This window comes from Martinezella rhizogenes, from assembly GCF_000799715.1.
GTDB lineage: Bacteria > Pseudomonadota > Alphaproteobacteria > Rhizobiales > Rhizobiaceae > Rhizobium > Rhizobium rhizogenes_C.
The window spans coordinates 1-15,181 of record NZ_JUHG01000014.1; the positions used below are offsets into that span (position 1 = coordinate 1).

13 protein-coding genes and 1 tRNA gene are annotated in these 15,181 nt (G+C 59.9%); 8 read left to right on the forward strand and 6 right to left on the reverse strand.

Going from position 1 to position 15,181, the window contains the following annotated elements; all coding sequences use genetic code 11:
* Window positions 1-94 precede the first annotated feature (94 nt).
* Together EX00_RS17460 and EX00_RS17465 are read left to right on the forward strand one after the other, a co-directional pair.
* Window positions 95-171, forward strand: a tRNA-Met gene (locus EX00_RS17460).
* A 478-nt stretch (window positions 172-649) separates the two neighbouring features.
* Window positions 650-2,593 carry a methyl-accepting chemotaxis protein gene (locus tag EX00_RS17465; RefSeq protein ID WP_047460520.1) on the forward strand — a complete coding sequence of 648 codons (1,944 nt, stop codon included), beginning with the start codon at window positions 650-652 and terminating at the stop codon, window positions 2,591-2,593.
* 170 nt (window positions 2,594-2,763) lie between these two features.
* On the opposite strand, the gene EX00_RS17470 is transcribed toward EX00_RS17465, so the two are convergent.
* From EX00_RS17470 to EX00_RS17485, 4 genes are read right to left on the reverse strand one after another with little or no spacing between them, the layout of a single operon-like run.
* Window positions 2,764-3,822 carry an ABC transporter ATP-binding protein gene (locus tag EX00_RS17470; protein WP_047460522.1) on the reverse strand — a complete coding sequence of 353 codons (1,059 nt, stop codon included), beginning with the start codon at window positions 3,820-3,822 and terminating at the stop codon, window positions 2,764-2,766.
* A 6-nt stretch (window positions 3,823-3,828) separates the two neighbouring features.
* A complete protein-coding gene (locus EX00_RS17475) occupies window positions 3,829-4,617 on the reverse strand; it encodes an ABC transporter permease (RefSeq protein ID WP_047461796.1) in 789 nt (262 codons plus the stop codon).
* A gap of 2 nt (window positions 4,618-4,619) precedes the next feature.
* Window positions 4,620-5,444, reverse strand: a complete 825-nt coding sequence (locus EX00_RS17480; protein WP_047460524.1) for an ABC transporter permease — start codon at window positions 5,442-5,444, stop codon at window positions 4,620-4,622.
* Window positions 5,445-5,469: 25 nt separating this feature from the next.
* Complete coding sequence (locus EX00_RS17485) at window positions 5,470-6,510, reverse strand: ABC transporter substrate-binding protein (RefSeq protein WP_047460526.1); 1,041 nt, start codon at window positions 6,508-6,510, stop codon at window positions 5,470-5,472.
* Window positions 6,511-6,783: 273 nt separating this feature from the next.
* Here EX00_RS17485 and EX00_RS17490 point away from each other — a divergent pair, with 273 nt between their 5' ends.
* The 5 genes from EX00_RS17490 to EX00_RS17510 all read left to right on the forward strand — a co-directional run bounded on the left by EX00_RS17490 (window position 6,784) and on the right by EX00_RS17510 (window position 12,111).
* Complete coding sequence (locus tag EX00_RS17490; protein WP_047461799.1) at window positions 6,784-8,661, forward strand: adenine deaminase; 1,878 nt, start codon at window positions 6,784-6,786, stop codon at window positions 8,659-8,661.
* A gap of 239 nt (window positions 8,662-8,900) precedes the next feature.
* Complete coding sequence (locus tag EX00_RS17495) at window positions 8,901-9,770, forward strand: sugar phosphate isomerase/epimerase family protein (protein WP_234709046.1); 870 nt, start codon at window positions 8,901-8,903, stop codon at window positions 9,768-9,770.
* A 404-nt stretch (window positions 9,771-10,174) separates the two neighbouring features.
* On the forward strand, window positions 10,175-10,954 hold the full coding sequence (locus EX00_RS17500; RefSeq protein WP_047461804.1) for an EAL domain-containing protein: 780 nt from the start codon (window positions 10,175-10,177) through the stop codon (window positions 10,952-10,954).
* Window positions 10,951-11,544 carry a helix-turn-helix domain-containing protein gene (locus EX00_RS32275; RefSeq protein WP_404944022.1) on the forward strand — a complete coding sequence of 198 codons (594 nt, stop codon included), beginning with the start codon at window positions 10,951-10,953 and terminating at the stop codon, window positions 11,542-11,544. The genes EX00_RS17500 and EX00_RS32275 overlap by 4 nt, the downstream gene beginning before the upstream one ends.
* Window positions 11,545-11,661: 117 nt before the next feature.
* On the forward strand, window positions 11,662-12,111 hold the full coding sequence (locus tag EX00_RS17510) for a Ros/MucR family transcriptional regulator (RefSeq protein WP_202903731.1): 450 nt from the start codon (window positions 11,662-11,664) through the stop codon (window positions 12,109-12,111).
* Between the two features lie 176 nt (window positions 12,112-12,287).
* On the opposite strand, the gene EX00_RS17515 is transcribed toward EX00_RS17510, so the two are convergent.
* Complete coding sequence (locus EX00_RS17515; protein WP_047460528.1) at window positions 12,288-13,895, reverse strand: inorganic phosphate transporter; 1,608 nt, start codon at window positions 13,893-13,895, stop codon at window positions 12,288-12,290.
* A gap of 273 nt (window positions 13,896-14,168) precedes the next feature.
* Between EX00_RS17515 and EX00_RS17520 the strand changes: the two genes are divergently transcribed.
* Window positions 14,169-14,495 carry a GCG_CRPN prefix-to-repeats domain-containing protein gene (locus EX00_RS17520; protein ID WP_047460530.1) on the forward strand — a complete coding sequence of 109 codons (327 nt, stop codon included), beginning with the start codon at window positions 14,169-14,171 and terminating at the stop codon, window positions 14,493-14,495.
* A 41-nt stretch (window positions 14,496-14,536) separates the two neighbouring features.
* Here EX00_RS17520 and EX00_RS17525 read toward each other — a convergent pair whose 3' ends face one another.
* Window positions 14,537-15,151: a hypothetical protein gene (locus EX00_RS17525; RefSeq protein ID WP_234709048.1), complete on the reverse strand. Its 615-nt coding sequence runs from the start codon at window positions 15,149-15,151 to the stop codon at window positions 14,537-14,539.
* Window positions 15,152-15,181: the final 30 nt, after the last annotated feature.

Below are 15,181 nucleotides of genomic sequence, written 5' to 3' on the forward strand. Positions count from 1 at the left end.
GGATGACGCAAGCCGGCAAAGCCGACTTGCTGTGGTGAGACAAACTCTGCGAGTTTGCTCACTCGCGATAAACCCAAAGGGTTTACGCTGGTAACGCGGGGTGGAGCAGCCCGGTAGCTCGTCAGGCTCATAACCTGAAGGCCGCAGGTTCAAATCCTGCCCCCGCAACCAAACCTTTCCCCTCCAAGACCACTATCGCTGGCGCGAAGACTTCATCTTCGCTGGCAATGGTAGCGCGTCGTCCGGAGGACCAGAACCTCAAGGCCGCAGGTTCAAATCCTGCCCCCGCAACCAAACATTCCAAAAAAAACAAGCCACGATAAACAATAGCCCCCTCGTGGGGCTTTTGGCGTTTCGGGGTAGCCCTATTACACCGGGGAAATAAGGAATGCGTTAGAAAGCATTGCCGTAAACGTCTGCAAATTTTAAGGTGTAGACGAGGTAACGGAGTATCTGAATGAAGTATTAATTAAGATATATGAGCGCAGAGCAATTAAGATACTTTATTTTTACTGCTCATCAACAATATTGAAAACCAAAACATGCAGATTCCGTACTGATAATGACCAAATCTCCGAAATTTATGTTTGATGATTAATTAACATTGTTTGGTTACTTTTAGCATTGAGTATTGGCGGAGGATCCGGGCATGGCATTGATTCAGCATAAGATTATCGTTGCAAGTGTGGCGATTTTCGCTTTGGCCGGGGGCGCCACGGGCGTCGGGCTGTGGTCGGCGGCAACCTTGGCGCAGAACAATGCCGAAGTCGCCCGCTCGTCACAGGTGCTTCGCAACCACATGCAAGCGGACATGATGCACGACGCGCTTCGCGCAGACGTGCTGGCATCGCTGCTGGCGACCAATCCGGCGGCGGGAATAGGCGCCGATGCGGTGAAGGCGGATCTGGCGGAACATGAGACGTCATTCCGCGACATGATTGCCGCGAACAAAAAACTGGCAACCGATAAGACCACGCAGGATGTCCTGGCAAAGATCGAAGCGCCGCTTCTTACCTATATCGATAGCGCCACGAAGATGGTCGATCTCGCGGCGAAGGATCAGACGGCCGCGCTGAAGTCGCTGCCCGACTTCATGAGCCAGTTTTCCGCTCTTGAAACGGCGATGGAACAGGCTGGAGAGCAAATAGGATCGGTGTCGGAAGCAACCGCTAAACATAGTGCGGATACGCAAGCACTTGTCGATATGCTTATGAAGGCTCTTCTGGCCTTGGCCGCGCTATTTTCTTTCAGCCTCTATTGGCTTACGCGCAAGACCGTCACCAGGCCGATCCTTATGCTGTCCAATGACATGCAGGCACTGGCCGATGGCAACACCGATATCGCCTGTACGGCTATCGGTCGCTCGGATGAGATTGGCACCATGGGATCGGCCGTCGAAGTCTTCCGGCAGGCGGCAATCGCCAACAGGAAACTCGAGCAGGACGCAGAGGCAGCTAGAACGCAAGCCGAAGCCGACCGCATCGCCGCCAGAAGGCAGGCAGACGAAGAGGCAGCGGAGCGACTTCGCGCCGCGACGTCTGGTCTCGCAGCCGGGTTGAAGCGGCTTGCTGATGGCGACCTAGCATTCCAGCTCACAGAACCGTTCTCACCGGACTTTGAAGCGCTTCGGCAGGACTTTAATAGTTCGGTCAAGCAGCTTGGAGACGCGCTTGGTGCAATCTCGACCGGTATCGCGGCGATCGATGATGGCACGCGGGAGATTTCCTCAGCGGCCAACGATCTTTCCAAGCGCACCGAACAGCAGGCAGCTTCGCTTGAGGAAACAGCGGCGGCCCTTGACCAGATCACCGCCAATGTGTCGAACTCGAGCAGCCGCACCGAGGAAGCCCGCACTGCGGCGACGCAAGCCAATCGCAGCGCCGCAAAGTCCGCCGAAGTCGTATCGCATGCCGAGGAAGCGATGCGGCCTATCGAGGCGTCTTCGCAGCAGATTTCCAGCGTCATCGGGGTGATCGATGAGATTGCTTTCCAGACCAATCTTCTGGCGCTGAATGCCGGGGTCGAGGCCGCGCGTGCTGGGGAAGCAGGCAAGGGTTTCGCAGTGGTCGCTCAGGAAGTGCGTGAGCTGGCGCAGCGTTCGGCGCAGGCGGCCAAGGAGATCAAGGGGCTGATTAAGAAGTCATCTTCGGAAGTTGAAAGCGGCGTCAAGCTCGTGCTGGATACCGGCATGTCGCTGAAGACGATCGGCGAGCAGATCGCAGAGATCAACCAGCATATGAACGCGATCGCGACATCCGCAAAGGAACAGTCCACCGGGCTTGCCGAAGTCAATACGGCTGTCAATTCGATGGACCAAACGACGCAGCAGAACGCGGCCATGGTCGAACAATCGACCGCAGCGTCAGCGAGCCTCGCCATGGAAGCCGTCAAGCTTCGCGATCTGGTGTCCCAGTTCAAACTGCAGGCGATGGCCTCCGCACAATCCACAGCACTTCGGCAGACGGCACGGGCCATGGCTGCACCAGCCTGGCAGAGCAGCGGTATCTCCGCGCCTCGACCAAGGCGGGCTGCCGTGACAGGGAACGGCGCATCGGCCGTCGCCAATGCCCAAAACGAATGGGAAGAGTTTTGAGAATGACGGGCCAAAGTAGCAGACGATAATCCCAGCCTCCGCCGCCTCGCGAGCAAAGGAGACGTCGCCTTGTCATGAGGCTGCCGCCTAGGCCCTGATCGTCAGCCTGCTACCCGTCCTTGACTATCGTCCTTTGTATTCCGGCAATCCGGCGCACAAGTCTGAGCCGTCTATCGCTCCGGAGCCAGAACGCAGCATTGCTCCGGCATCGGTACGAGCATCGCCGTACTTCCCGCGGCCATAGGCTCCGACAAAGCCCCGTTGGCGACGATATCGCCGGCTGGCGTCGTGCACTGATATTGATAGGCGCGGCCGAGATAGGTTCTTGTTCCCAGAACCGCGGGAAGGCCCGCGCCATCGCGGCGAACCGCAAGGCCGTCGGCGCGGCAGGCGAGGATGAAGGTGTCAGGGATTGGACCGAAATCGTCCTGCGAGAGCGTGATCCTGGCGCCGCCCTTGGCTTCTGCGGTCACCGATGCGCCGCTGCGTTCGACCACCCGCATCGTCAGCAGGTTCTCAAAGCCGACGAAGCGGGCGACGAAAGCGTTGGCCGGCTTCTGATAGAGAACTTCCGGCGTGTCGAGCTGCATGATGCGGCCGGCATTCATGATGGCGACACGATCAGAGATCGAAAAGGCTTCTTCCTGGTCATGGGTGACGTAAAGCGATGTCGTGCCGTTGGCGCGCTGCAGCTGGCGGATCTCGACGCGCATGTCGATCCTGAGCTTGGCGTCGAGATTGGAGAGCGGTTCGTCGAACATCAACAGTGGCGGCTCGATGACAAGGGCGCGGGCAAGCGCCACGCGCTGCTTCTGGCCGCCGGAAAGGGCAGAGGGAAGGCGATCGCCAAAGCCGGAGAGCCCGACACGTTCCAGCATTTCCCCCGCTTTCTTCGAACGCGCCGCAGCGGCGATGCCTCGCTGCTTCAGGCCGAAGGCGACGTTGTCAAGCACGGTCAGATGCGGGAAGAGGGCGTAGTTCTGGAACACCAGGCCAATATTGCGGGCGTGGGCCGGAAGCCGCGTCAGGTCCTGATCGCCAAGGCGGATCGTGCCGCTCGTCGGCTGCAGGAAACCGGCGACCAGGCGTAGCGTCGTCGTCTTGCCGCAGCCGCTGGAGCCGAGCAGCGAGACGAGTTCGCCGGCGGCGATCGACAGTGACAGGTCCTGCAGCACGGCGGTGCTGCCGTAATGGGCGGTAATGGTTTCGATGGAAAGCGATACGGTCACGAGCGGCTACTTTGTCAGGAAGGTGAGGCCCAGCGTCGCTTCGACGATCGCCATGACGCCGACGGTGACGAGCATGAGAAGCACGGACACCGAGGCGATCGTTGGATCGAAGAACTGCTCCATATGGGCAAGGATCTGGATGGGAAGGGTTGATATGCCCGGTCCGGTCAGGAAGACCGAGACGGAGACATCGTTGATCGAGGTGATGAAGGCAAGGATGAAGGCGGCGATGACGCCAGCGCGGATATTCGGCAGCACGACCGTCATGAATGTCTTCACCGGCGGGCAGCCGAGGCTGATTGCCGCTTCCTCGATGGAGAAATCGAAGCTGGCGAGGCTGGCGCTTACCACCCGCACGGAATAGGGCAGGACGAGTAGCGCGTGGCCGATCAACAGGCTGGCGAAAATCGGCAGATCGAGACTGATGGTGATCGACTTCATCAGCGAGAAGCCGAAGACGATCTCGGGCACCAGGATCGGCAGGATGAACAGCGTCGAAAGCCAGCTCGGCAGCTCCAGCCGGTAGCGGCTGATGGCATAGGCGGCCGGAATGCCCATCAGCAGCGACAGACCCGTGCCCAGGAAAGCCAGTTCGAAGCTGGTGATCGCCGTCGTGCGGAATGCCTCGATCTCGAAGATGTTCCAGAACCAGCGCAGCGTCAGGCCCTGCGGCGGGAAGGTCAGGTAGCTGGTGTCGCTGAAGGCGGAGCCGATGATGATGACGAGCGGCGCCAGCAGAAAGAAGAAGACGCAGACGGTAAAGGTGATCAGCAGGGGGTGGACGCGCTGTATCATGGTCATACCGCTATCGGGTTGAGACGCCGGGCGATGCGGCTCATGATCAGGACGATACCGATGGTCACCACGACCATGATTGCGGCGATGGTGGAGGCACCCACCCAGTCGAAGGTTACCATGGCGCGCTGATAAAGGAATGTGCCCATCATCATCTGCTTTTCGCCGCCGAGAAGCTGCGGCGTGGCATAGGAGGTAAAGCTTCCGGTGAAGACCAGCACGGCGCCGACGATAAGGCCGGGGGTGGCGAGCGGCAGAATGACCTGGCGGAAGGTTGCCGCCGGCGTCGCGCCGAGCGACGTCGACGCCTGGATCAGGTCCTGCGGGATGCCTTCGAGCACGCCGACGAGGGTCAGGATCATCAGCGGCACGAAAAGATAGACCATGGCGACGATGACCGAACCTTCGCTATAGAGCATCGAAAGCGGTTCGCTGATGACGCCGACCGATAGCAGCATGGTGTTGAGGATGCCGTTCTTGCCAAGGATGATCAGCCAGGCGAAGGAGCGCACGACCACGCCGGTCAGGAGCGGAAAGACGGCGGCGATGATCATCACGCTCTTCGCCCGGCCCGGCATCTGGGCAATGACATAGGCGGCGATGAAACCGACGAACAGGGAAATCACCGTGGTAATGAGAGCGATCTCGATCGTCCGATAAAGCACGGTGCGGCGAAAGCCACTGTTGAAGAAAGCGATGTAGGGCGAGAAGACGCCCTTGGGCTCCATGAAGGTCGCGGCGATCGTGATGACCACCGGGACGACCAGGAAAAGCACGACGGCGACCATCGCCGGCGCCGCCAAACCCCATTTTGCAAGATGCTTCATTCGTCAAATTCCGCTGGGCAGGCCATCACATGCCGAAGATTTCATTCCAGCGATCGATCCAGTCCGCCTGCGCGGCGTTCAGCTTGGCATAGTCGATGCGGCCGAGCTTGGCGATCATGTCGGCCCCATAAGTCCAGAGCTTTGCCTGCTCTGGCGTCAGCACGACCTTGGTGGACACCGGCGCATCGACGCCCTGCTCGGCTTCCGCCTGCTGGACATCTTTCGACAGGATGAAGTTGATGAACTGATGGGCCAGTTCAACATTTTCCGAGCCCTTGGGAATGTTGACGGTGTTCAGCGTGGCCATATCGCCTTCCTTGAGGCTGGCCCAGGTCATGGTCGGAACGGCAGCCTGCATCGAGGCGAGCGTGAAGTCCTGCGCCAGCGCGACCTTGGCCTCGCCGGTGGAAATCAGGTTCACCAGTTCCGAGCCGGTATTGTAGTTCTTGACGACGTTCGGCTTCAGCGCGGTGATTGCCTCGAAGGCCTTGTCGGTATCCTCAAAGGCATCGGCGCCGACATGCTTGCCGGCTTCCAGAACAGTCAGCGGACCGGCAGTGGTGGTGATGCCCGGCAGCGTGACGGCCAATTTCAGATCGTCGCGCCAGAGATCGCTCCAGGAGGTGATCGGCGGATTGACCTTCGCCTTGTCGTAGACGATGCCGACGCGGCCGATCGTATAGGCCGGGCCGTAATTGCCCTGCGGCGCCTTGGCGAGATCGTAGAGATCGGCGATGTTCGGAAGCTTGGCGCGGTCGAGCTCCTGAAAGAGCCCCTGCTGGATACCGATCTGCGAATAGCTGTCGGTGAGGTAAATGACGTCGACACCCTTGCCGCCGCGAAGCTTCAGCTTGTTGAGACGGTCGGCATTGTTGCCGGTTTCGAAGACCACATCGCAGCCGCAGATCTTCTTGAAGGGCTCGATGATGTTGGCCTTCATCTTCTCGCCATTATAACCCCACCAGGAGATGGTCAGCGTCGTCGCCTGGGCGTAAGCCGGCAGTGCGGCGGTGGTCGCCGCGAGAATGGCAAGGCCCGCGACGCGGGACAAAGTGAGGCCTTTCATGATCGAAATCCTTATCGTCAGTGAAATCGGAGCTGGGCGTCTGAATGGTGGGATACTATTTTTCGAGCATAGGGTTTACAAGCCTAACAATTGAGCAAAGCGTCGCTTTTGATAAATCTTTGTCGCAAGCCGAGCGAACGGTAAGATCTCGTCTGCGCTCATTTGCAAATCGCTGAGATGATTTAGCTTTTGCGCAATTTTTGCCATGCGCTTTACACATTCTGTCGTCGGTTCTACGGTCGCGCCACCGAATTTCTCGCAGGCATTCTTCCGATGGCGCCCTTGTCCACAAATCTTCCCGACGATCTGCTCATCAATGCGGCCGACGAGGTGCTTATCCGTCAGGACCTGACGCTCACCGCGCTCGGTCGGCGGCCCGCAGACAGATTGTTGCGTGTCGGTCGGTTTCTGGATGTCCATAGCCGCACCTGGCTTGAAGACCAGGAGATCGTGATCAAGGGACGACGTGTCGCCTATGTTGGTCCCGCCGGCAGTTACACGGGAGAGGTCACCGAGCGTGTATGGGAGCCGCATCTTGCCGCCGTTCCGGGCTTCGGCGAGGCGCACAAGCATATTGAGAGCTCGCATCTGACGCCGGAATGGGAGGCAGCGCTGGTCATGCCGCATGGCGTCACCTGGACCTGCGAGGCAAGCCACGAGTTTTCCAACGTCAATGGGCCGCGTAATCTGGAGTTCTGGCTGGAGGCACGCAGGCGCGGATCGCCGATGAAGATCTTCCCTCTGCCCGGCTCCGCCGTGCCGCCGACCGCCTATGAATGGGGCGGCGGCCATTTCGGCTATGACGAGCAGAAGGCGTTTCTGTCCGAGAGCCTGATGGTTGCCGGGCTCGACGAGGTGATGGACTGGCCCTCGGTCAGCAATCCGGAGAATCCGGCTTACGATCGCCTTTGGGGCATGATCCGCGCCACGTTCGAGCAGCGTGGCGTTGTCGAGGGACATGGTGCCGGCTTGCGTGATCTGCCGTCGATAAATGCCTTTGCAGGCGCCGGCCTTGCATCGGATCATGAAGGCTGGTTCCTGGACGAAATCTGGGAGAAGCTGACCCACGGGCTTTTCATCGAGCTTCGGCCGCATTCGTTGCCGGAGGTGATCAAGGGGCTGATCGAGAAGGGCCTCTCCGACTGGTCGCAGATCGCCTTCGTGACGGATGATCGCAGCGCCTCGGACACGCTGAAGATCGGCGCGACGGATTATAATGTCCGGCTTGCCATTGAAAACGGGCTGGCACCGGAGATCGCCATTCAATGCGTGACGATCAATCCGGCGCGGCATATGCGGCTGACGCCCTGGGTCGGCTCGATCGCGCCCGGTCGCTTTGCCGATATCGTGCTTTTGGACAATGTCGAGACGCTGTCGATCGCCAAGGTCTGGGCGGATGGAAAGCCGGCTTCGGACGGCAAGAGTTTTGTCGGCGTCCTCCCCGAAATCGCCTGGCCGGAATGGGCGACGAAGACGGTGAAGATCGACAGGATCGTCACGTCTGAGGATTTCCGGATCGCGGCACCTTCGGATGCACCGATGGCAAAAGCGGCACTCCTGCGCCCCTTCCACTGGGCCGACGATTTCATCACCATGGACTTGCCGGTCGCGGACGGTGCGGTCCAGCGAGATCATGACCGCAACGTCACCAAGTTTGCGATCGTCGACCGCTTTTCCGGCGAGGCCAAGGTCGCGCGCATGTTCTGGCTCGGCACCGGGCCGCGCACCGCCGATACGGCGCTTGGCGCCACGCTCGGGCATGACAAGCATAATATCTGGGTCGTCGGTTCCTCCGACGAGGCGATGGCAATGGTCGCCAATGCGCTCGCCGAACAGCAGGGCGGCTGGGTGCTGGTCTCCGGCGGCAAGGTTGTCGCTCGTGTTCACTATGAGGTCGGCGGCCTGATGACGGCGCGTTCGGCTGAGGAGCTGGATGCGGAAATGCAGGCGCTTTATACGGCCGGCGCGGAGATCGACTGGATGTACGAACCGACCTTCTCGCCGCGCTGGTGGCCGGGTTTTCCGGAACGTCTCTCCTTCGCGACGCTCACATGCGCGCCTTGGCGCTGGGTTCTGGTGGCGCCGTCCGAAAGGGCGCCCGAGGGCTTCGTCAATGTCGCGACCGGAGAGACGCATCCGATCGTCTGGTGAGGGATATCCTATTTCTTGCAATGGAATATCCCTTCGACGCTTGGTCCGATGATGGCTGCTTTCGTTGTCATTGCCGCTGATGGGTTGACGCCCAGGGACTATCCCGCAATTATCCATTTGGTTACTAACGCCGCGCCCTGAGTCGGCATGTCTACAAGAACCGAAGCGCGCCGATCGACGCACGCATGGCCTTGTCCGTGTCGTAGCCCCTATCGAGAAACCAAGCGGAGGAGGCTTTGGTGACCCACGACGACACCAGAACCCAGAGGATGACGCTGGCATTTTCCACACTGGGATGCGCGGAGCTTGAACTGGATGTGGCCCTTGCCCTGGCGGCACGCCATGGCCTCGACGCGATCGAGATTCGCGCGCTTGGCGGCACGATCGATCTGCCGGCCTATTTCACCGAACGGTTCGGTACGCCGGCGAGTCTGGCCCAGGCACTCGATCGCTCTCCCGTCGCCGTTTGCGCTCTTAACACGTCGCTACGTCTTGTCGGTGCCACACCGGAGGCGAAGGAGGCGTTCCTGCGCTATCTTCCCTGGGCGGAAGCTGTGGGCATCACATCCCTGCGCGTTTTCGACGGCGGCGTCACCGGCGATGCTGGAGAACTTGCCGAGGCCCTGTCGACGCTGGACTGGTGGCGCGAAACAGCCCGCCGCGAGGGTTTTACGGCGGATATGGTGGTGGAGACGCACGATGTCCTGGTGCGCCCTGAGACTATCGGCCGTTTTCTGGAGGCGGCACCCGATTGCGCCCTGATTTGGGATACCCATCATACATGGCGCAAGGGCGGGCAGGATCCGGTCGAAACCTGGAAGCAGGTGCGCCACAACACGCGCCACCTTCACGTCAAGGATAGCATCTCGAAGCCGAGCGAGAAATTGCCCTACAGTTATGCCCTTCCGGGCACTGGCGAATTTCCGATGGCGGCGCTGCTCTCCGTGCTTGCCGCCGATCATTATGCTGGTGTCATGAGCCTCGAATGGGAACGCCTATGGCACGCCCAGCTTCCACCGCTGGATCTGGCGCTTCAGCAGGCACGGAAGACAGGTTGGTGGCCCTGGTTCGATCCAGACGACCGGATTTCAGGTGATTCCGTGCGGTAGATTCGCCGGCGTCGGCGTGCCCTTGCTTGTGCTGATACCTAGTTTGCCTTCTCTAAACGCATGGATAGAGCTGTAATAGCCCATTTTAATAGCAATTGAATCAATAATGAAGAAAACCCGCTATAATTGAATGTTTGCAAGAACTGCTTCATTAGTGTATTAGCATAAAGTAACTCTAAATATTAAAGACGTTATCCGTCTTGGGTTGATTATCGTTTTCAGTGCAATATTTCCGGCTCGGTGCAGGGGAGCCCCATAGGGGTTGGAGGGTGTCTGGGAAATGAAAAAGACGGATTTTGAGTGTCACGAATCCCATGCTCCGCACCCATTTGCGCCGTTTTCAGACGCGAGGCTTTCCCATCGAATTTCCGCTCGCCGCCGATCCTTCAATTATCGGAGGCTTGATGCCCGCTAGGAAAAAGCAGACGGAGAATGACCATAGCGCCCTGATTTTAGAGGCGATTGCTGGTGGTGGACTGAGCTTTGCCGTGCAGCAGATCCATAAGATCGAGAACATCGCGGATATTCTTTATGCGGAGAGCCTGGCACGCGTGACGGATGCCGATGGCGTCGTTCACACCGGGGGCAGCTTCGTGCCGCAGTTGGACGACTGGTTCGATCTCGACCTGAGGATCCTGGACATGGTCCTATCCGCTCTCGCGGCGGATGCAACGCTCACACTTGGCTGTAATCTGACCGCGGCCAATCTGTCGGCACCGGATCGATTCGCCGATATCTTCAGCCGAATCACCCGTCATCCCGATCTTGCCCGGCGGCTTGTGGTTGAAATCACCGAAACACATCCACTCATTGGCGCCGCCGTAGAGCGGTTGAAGATGATCCGCGCGCTCGGCTGCCGTATCGCGATCGACGATTTCGGCGTCGGCTTTGCGACACCGGCGAACCTGCTGCGGGTCTCGGCCGATATCGTCAAGATCGATGCGTCCTTCGTCCGCGACAACAGGCCCGGCCGCGATGGACGCGACAGCCTGTATCACATGGTCGGTTTTGCCTCCTGCATTGCGCCGGTGGTGGTCGTCGAGGGTATCGAGACAGAGGCGCAGTTCGAGGCGGCGCGCGCGGCGGGCGCGACGCATGCGCAGGGCTTCCTGCTGTCAAGGCCGGCCTGGTTGCCGCAGCTTCGGCAGGAAAGAGGCAAATTCGGCTTGAGGGGAGTTGAATGATGAAGCGCCTTTCCTTCGCGCGGGATTATGGTTTCTCCGCCGCCGTGACGGCGCGCGACGTCCAGGCGCAGGCGCGTCTCGACATGTTGTTCGAGGAGTTGCGGGACTTGTTTTCCGGTGTCGGCAACACCCTGCCGGTTGCGCTTGCGAGCGGGGACGATCCGCATATCATTATTCGCGCTGGATCGGGCAATATCTCCGCGCGGGTGACGATCGACGCCGAAAACGGCCTCTATGTCTTCTGCGAGCTTGACCGCGCCGCCGGCATCGTTCTGGCGACGGCGAGCGAAGAGCGGCTGATCGATGAGATTGTCGCGCATCTTTCGGCCGGCGACGACGACCTTGTGCCGCGCACGATCGACAGTGCTGTCGGCATTCTCGTCGGCCAGACCATGGAAGATGTCGAGCGCAAGCTCATCCTCCAGACGCTCCGTCACTGCAGCGGCAACCTCACCCACGCGGCCTTCATGCTTGGCATCTCTCTCACGGCGCTCTGCCACAAGCTGGCCATCTATTTTCCTGACACCGCAAAGGATCTTTCCAAAGGCGTAGCCGGTATGGCGCGCCAGACGGAAGGGAATCAGCGATGAGCGTGGGCATTCTCAATACGGCCGGCAATCCTGGCATGCAGACGAAAGATTGGTGATGACATGACGCAATCAAACGAGGCGAAGCACGCCGGACCAATTGAAATTCGGGAAACGATCATGGACGCTTTCAGTAACAAAAAAGACCCGGCGCAAACCCAGACGAATATTCTGTTCGATGGTTGCGTCAAGATTGTTTCGGCCTATGTCAGCCACAACACCGTCCCCATCGGCAATCTTCCCAAGTTGATTACAGATGTCCAAGAGGCGCTGCAGGCCCTGGATGGGACTACACCGTCGGTGGAGCGGACGAAGCCGGTTCCGGCCGTCGATCTCAAGAAGTCGGTGACGAACGATTACATCATCTGCCTTGAGGACGGCAAACGCTTCAAGACGCTGAAGCGTCATCTGCGCGTCCATTACGGCATGACACCCGAGGAATATCGCCAGAAATGGGGTCTTGCTCCGACCTATCCGATGGTGGCGCAGAATTATGCCAACCGTCGGTCGGAACTCGCCAAACTCTCTGGCCTTGGCGCCAATGGCAACAAGAAAGAAGGCGTCCGCTAGAGCATTCCCAGGAAAAGCGTGCCGCGTTTTTTCGTCCGGATGCGTATAAAAACAAAGAGATAGAGCGATTTCTCGCTTCCGTGAAGCGACAAGGATAGTGGCGCCCCTCCGCAGGGCGCCATTATTTTTTTGGTACTATTTCACGGCCCAAACCGCCACGATCGGGTGGCGGCCGATCAGAACACCTGGCGGAGCACGAGGAAGAGCGTGAAGGCAAGCGCGATCGAGGCGGGTAGCGTCAGGATCCAGGCCATCAGCATGTTGCGGACGGTTGACCATTGCAGTCCGGAACCGTTGGCGGCCATGGTGCCGGCGACGCCCGAGGACAGGACATGCGTGGTGGACACCGGCAGGCCAAGATGGTCGGCGGCACCGATCGTCAGCATGGCGACGACTTCGGCGGCGGCACCCTGGCCATAGGTCAGATGTGTCTTGCCGATCTTCTCGCCGACGGTGACGACGATGCGCTTCCAGCCGACCATCGTGCCGAGGCCGAGCGCCAGCGCCACGGCGACCTTCACCCAGAGCGGGATGAACTTCGTCGCGTTGTCGACTGCGGCGTGATATTGCGTCACTACCTTCAGGTCATCCGCACCCATCGGCAGCAGCTTGCGCTTGTCGATCAGCTTCAGTGCTTCGCCGATCAGGTAGATGTCGTTGCGGACGTTGCCGACGAGGCCGTTCGGTAGCTTTTCGACCGAAGGATAGGACGCGATTTCGATGCCGGTGGCGTGGATATAGGCCTGCAGCGCCGGCGTCGTGGTGTCGGTCCAGGTCTTGTTCTTCACCGCGTCGCTGACGGCAGCCTTCGGATCGGCGAGTGCTGCGACGCCTGGCTTCACATATTTGCCAAGCACGGCCTCGACCTGCGTGGAGGCGGCCTTGTAGGCTTCAAGATAATTGATGTCGGGCGTGCGGTTGAGTGCAAATGCCGTCGGCACCAGGCCGATGAGGATGAGCATGATCAGGCCCATGCCCTTCTGGCCGTCATTGGAGCCATGGGCGAAGCTGACACCGGTGCAGGTGAAGATCAGCAATGCGCGAATCCACGTTGGTGGCGGAGCGTTGCCCTTCGGTGCCTCATAGAGTGCCTTGTTGCGGATCAGCGCCTTGGAGACCAGAAGCAGCAAGGCCGCCAGACCGAATCCGATCAGCGGCGACAGCAGCAGCGACAGACCGACACTGCTCGCCTGCGACCAGTCGACGCCGCTGGTGGCGGAGCCGGCGGGGGCAAGGAACTGATTGGCAAGGCCGACGCCGATGATCGAGCCGACGAGCGTATGAGAACTCGATGCCGGTAGACCAAGATACCAGGTGCCGAGGTTCCAGACGATTGCGGCGATCAACAGCGCGAAGACCATGGCAAGACCGGAGCCGGAGCCGACCTGCAGAATCAATTCGACCGGCAACAGCGCCAGAATGCCGAAGGCGACGGCCCCGGAAGAGGTCAAGACTCCGAGAAAGTTGAAGAATCCCGACCAGATGACCGCAAATTCGGCCGGCATCGAGCGGGTATAGATGACGGTGGCGACGGCGTTGGCCGTATCGTGGAAACCGTTGACGAATTCAAAGCCGAGCGCGATCAGCAGCGCCAGGCCGAGCAGGATCCACGGGACAGTCGCGGCTTCCGCCAGATCGTTTCCAAGAGCATAGCCGACATAGCCAAGGCCGCCGAGCACCACAACGCCGAAGAGCGGCAGAAACCATTTGGCGGAGCCGCCCGCGCCGTGAATAGGGTGATTGGCATTGCCACCCTCCGCATTGCTTGAAGCGACATCAACCATCTCACGCACTCCCCTATGGCGAATAACATTTCCCCTTTAAGCGCGGTTGATGAAGCTCTCGTGACGCATGCCGCGCTCTTCGCGCGCTGGCCGGCCGCCCCGCCAGTCGTCGAATACGTGTTGCGCGCTAGGCGTTAATGTCTGCGGAGGACGCCGCAACTTCGCATGCATCATCCTGATTTCGCCGCGAAAATGCCTTGTTCGGTTCAGCCGGCGTTCAGCTGTCAGGGCTTTAAATTGGCGTGTAAGGGACTTGGATAGGGGTCTATCAAGATGAGATTATCTATATTTGCCATCGCTGCCGTACTCGGTGGACTGGCTGTATCTTCGGCAGAAGCAATGCCTGTTTCCGCCACTGGGTCCATCCCCGCCGTCGTCAGGACAGCGGGCGAGACGCCGGTCGTCAAGGTCGATTATGCCTGCGGCCGCGGCTGGCGCCTGACGCGTTGGGGTGAATGCCGGCCGAGACGCTGGGGCCCGCCGCGCGGCTACGGTTACTACAGGCCGGCGCCGCCACCGCCGTGGGGCTACTATGGTCACCGTCCCCATCGCGATCGATGGGAACGCGACGGCTGGCGCGAACGCCGCCGGGATTGGTAAAAAACCAGATACCCCGCCGTCAAGTGACGGCGGGGTATCGTCTATTCCGTTGTAAGCGGTTTTATCCGCAGACCACGCGCGATCCACCACATGCCGGCCGCCACTGCCAGCAGCGCCAGCAGGATCGTCGTCAGGCTTTTGGCATGCGAGACGATGTCCGAAAGTCTTGGCCGGATGAGATCGGCCGTGTTGAAGCTTTCGCCGCTGAACCTACAAAGAATGAGCGACAGGTTGTTCCGCACGAGAACAGCGTCGATTTCGGAGACGAGATCGCCGGCGGCGACCATTTCGTCCTTCATGGTCCGCATTTGCAGCAGCACCGCCTTGGCGGCGGCGAGATAGGCATGCGAACATTCGTTAAACGGACTTTCTTCGTCGCTGACGCTTCCGGGCATCGCGCCCCAGAGGCAATAGCTGCGCTGGATCTGCGCGAAGTTCAGGACACGGCGAAAGGTCTCGTCAGTATCCGTTGCCGCGGCGGCAAGCGTGACGATGCGCCCATAATAGGTGTCGATCACAGCCATTTCGCCATGGGTCAGGCTTGGTATCGGAATGCCGGCATGGCTCCCGGACGAGCCGCCGCCATGGGCCGCAACCGATATTGGCCAGCCTAGCGCCATCAACCAGATCAGCCAAAGCAGTGCACGGCCGCCCATCAGGCGTTTCCCGCGCACAAAACCATGCGC

Excerpts from the sequence above, each read along its gene's own strand:
- EX00_RS17465 (WP_047460520.1), top strand. The coding sequence starts at position 650 with ATGGCATTGATTCAGCATAAGATTATCGTTGCAAGTGTGGCGATTTTC.
- EX00_RS17475 (WP_047461796.1), bottom strand. The coding sequence starts at position 4,617 with ATGATACAGCGCGTCCACCCCCTGCTGATCACCTTTACCGTCTGCGTC.
- EX00_RS17480 (WP_047460524.1), bottom strand. The coding sequence starts at position 5,444 with ATGAAGCATCTTGCAAAATGGGGTTTGGCGGCGCCGGCGATGGTCGCC.
- EX00_RS17485 (WP_047460526.1), bottom strand. The coding sequence starts at position 6,510 with ATGAAAGGCCTCACTTTGTCCCGCGTCGCGGGCCTTGCCATTCTCGCG.
- EX00_RS17490 (WP_047461799.1), top strand. The coding sequence starts at position 6,784 with ATGGCGCCCTTGTCCACAAATCTTCCCGACGATCTGCTCATCAATGCG.
- EX00_RS17500 (WP_047461804.1), top strand. The coding sequence starts at position 10,175 with ATGCCCGCTAGGAAAAAGCAGACGGAGAATGACCATAGCGCCCTGATT.
- EX00_RS32275 (WP_404944022.1), top strand. The coding sequence starts at position 10,951 with ATGATGAAGCGCCTTTCCTTCGCGCGGGATTATGGTTTCTCCGCCGCC.
- EX00_RS17510 (WP_202903731.1), top strand. The coding sequence starts at position 11,662 with ATGGACGCTTTCAGTAACAAAAAAGACCCGGCGCAAACCCAGACGAAT.
- EX00_RS17515 (WP_047460528.1), bottom strand. The coding sequence starts at position 13,895 with ATGGTTGATGTCGCTTCAAGCAATGCGGAGGGTGGCAATGCCAATCAC.
- EX00_RS17520 (WP_047460530.1), top strand. The coding sequence starts at position 14,169 with ATGAGATTATCTATATTTGCCATCGCTGCCGTACTCGGTGGACTGGCT.
- EX00_RS17525 (WP_234709048.1), bottom strand. The coding sequence starts at position 15,151 with ATGGGCGGCCGTGCACTGCTTTGGCTGATCTGGTTGATGGCGCTAGGC.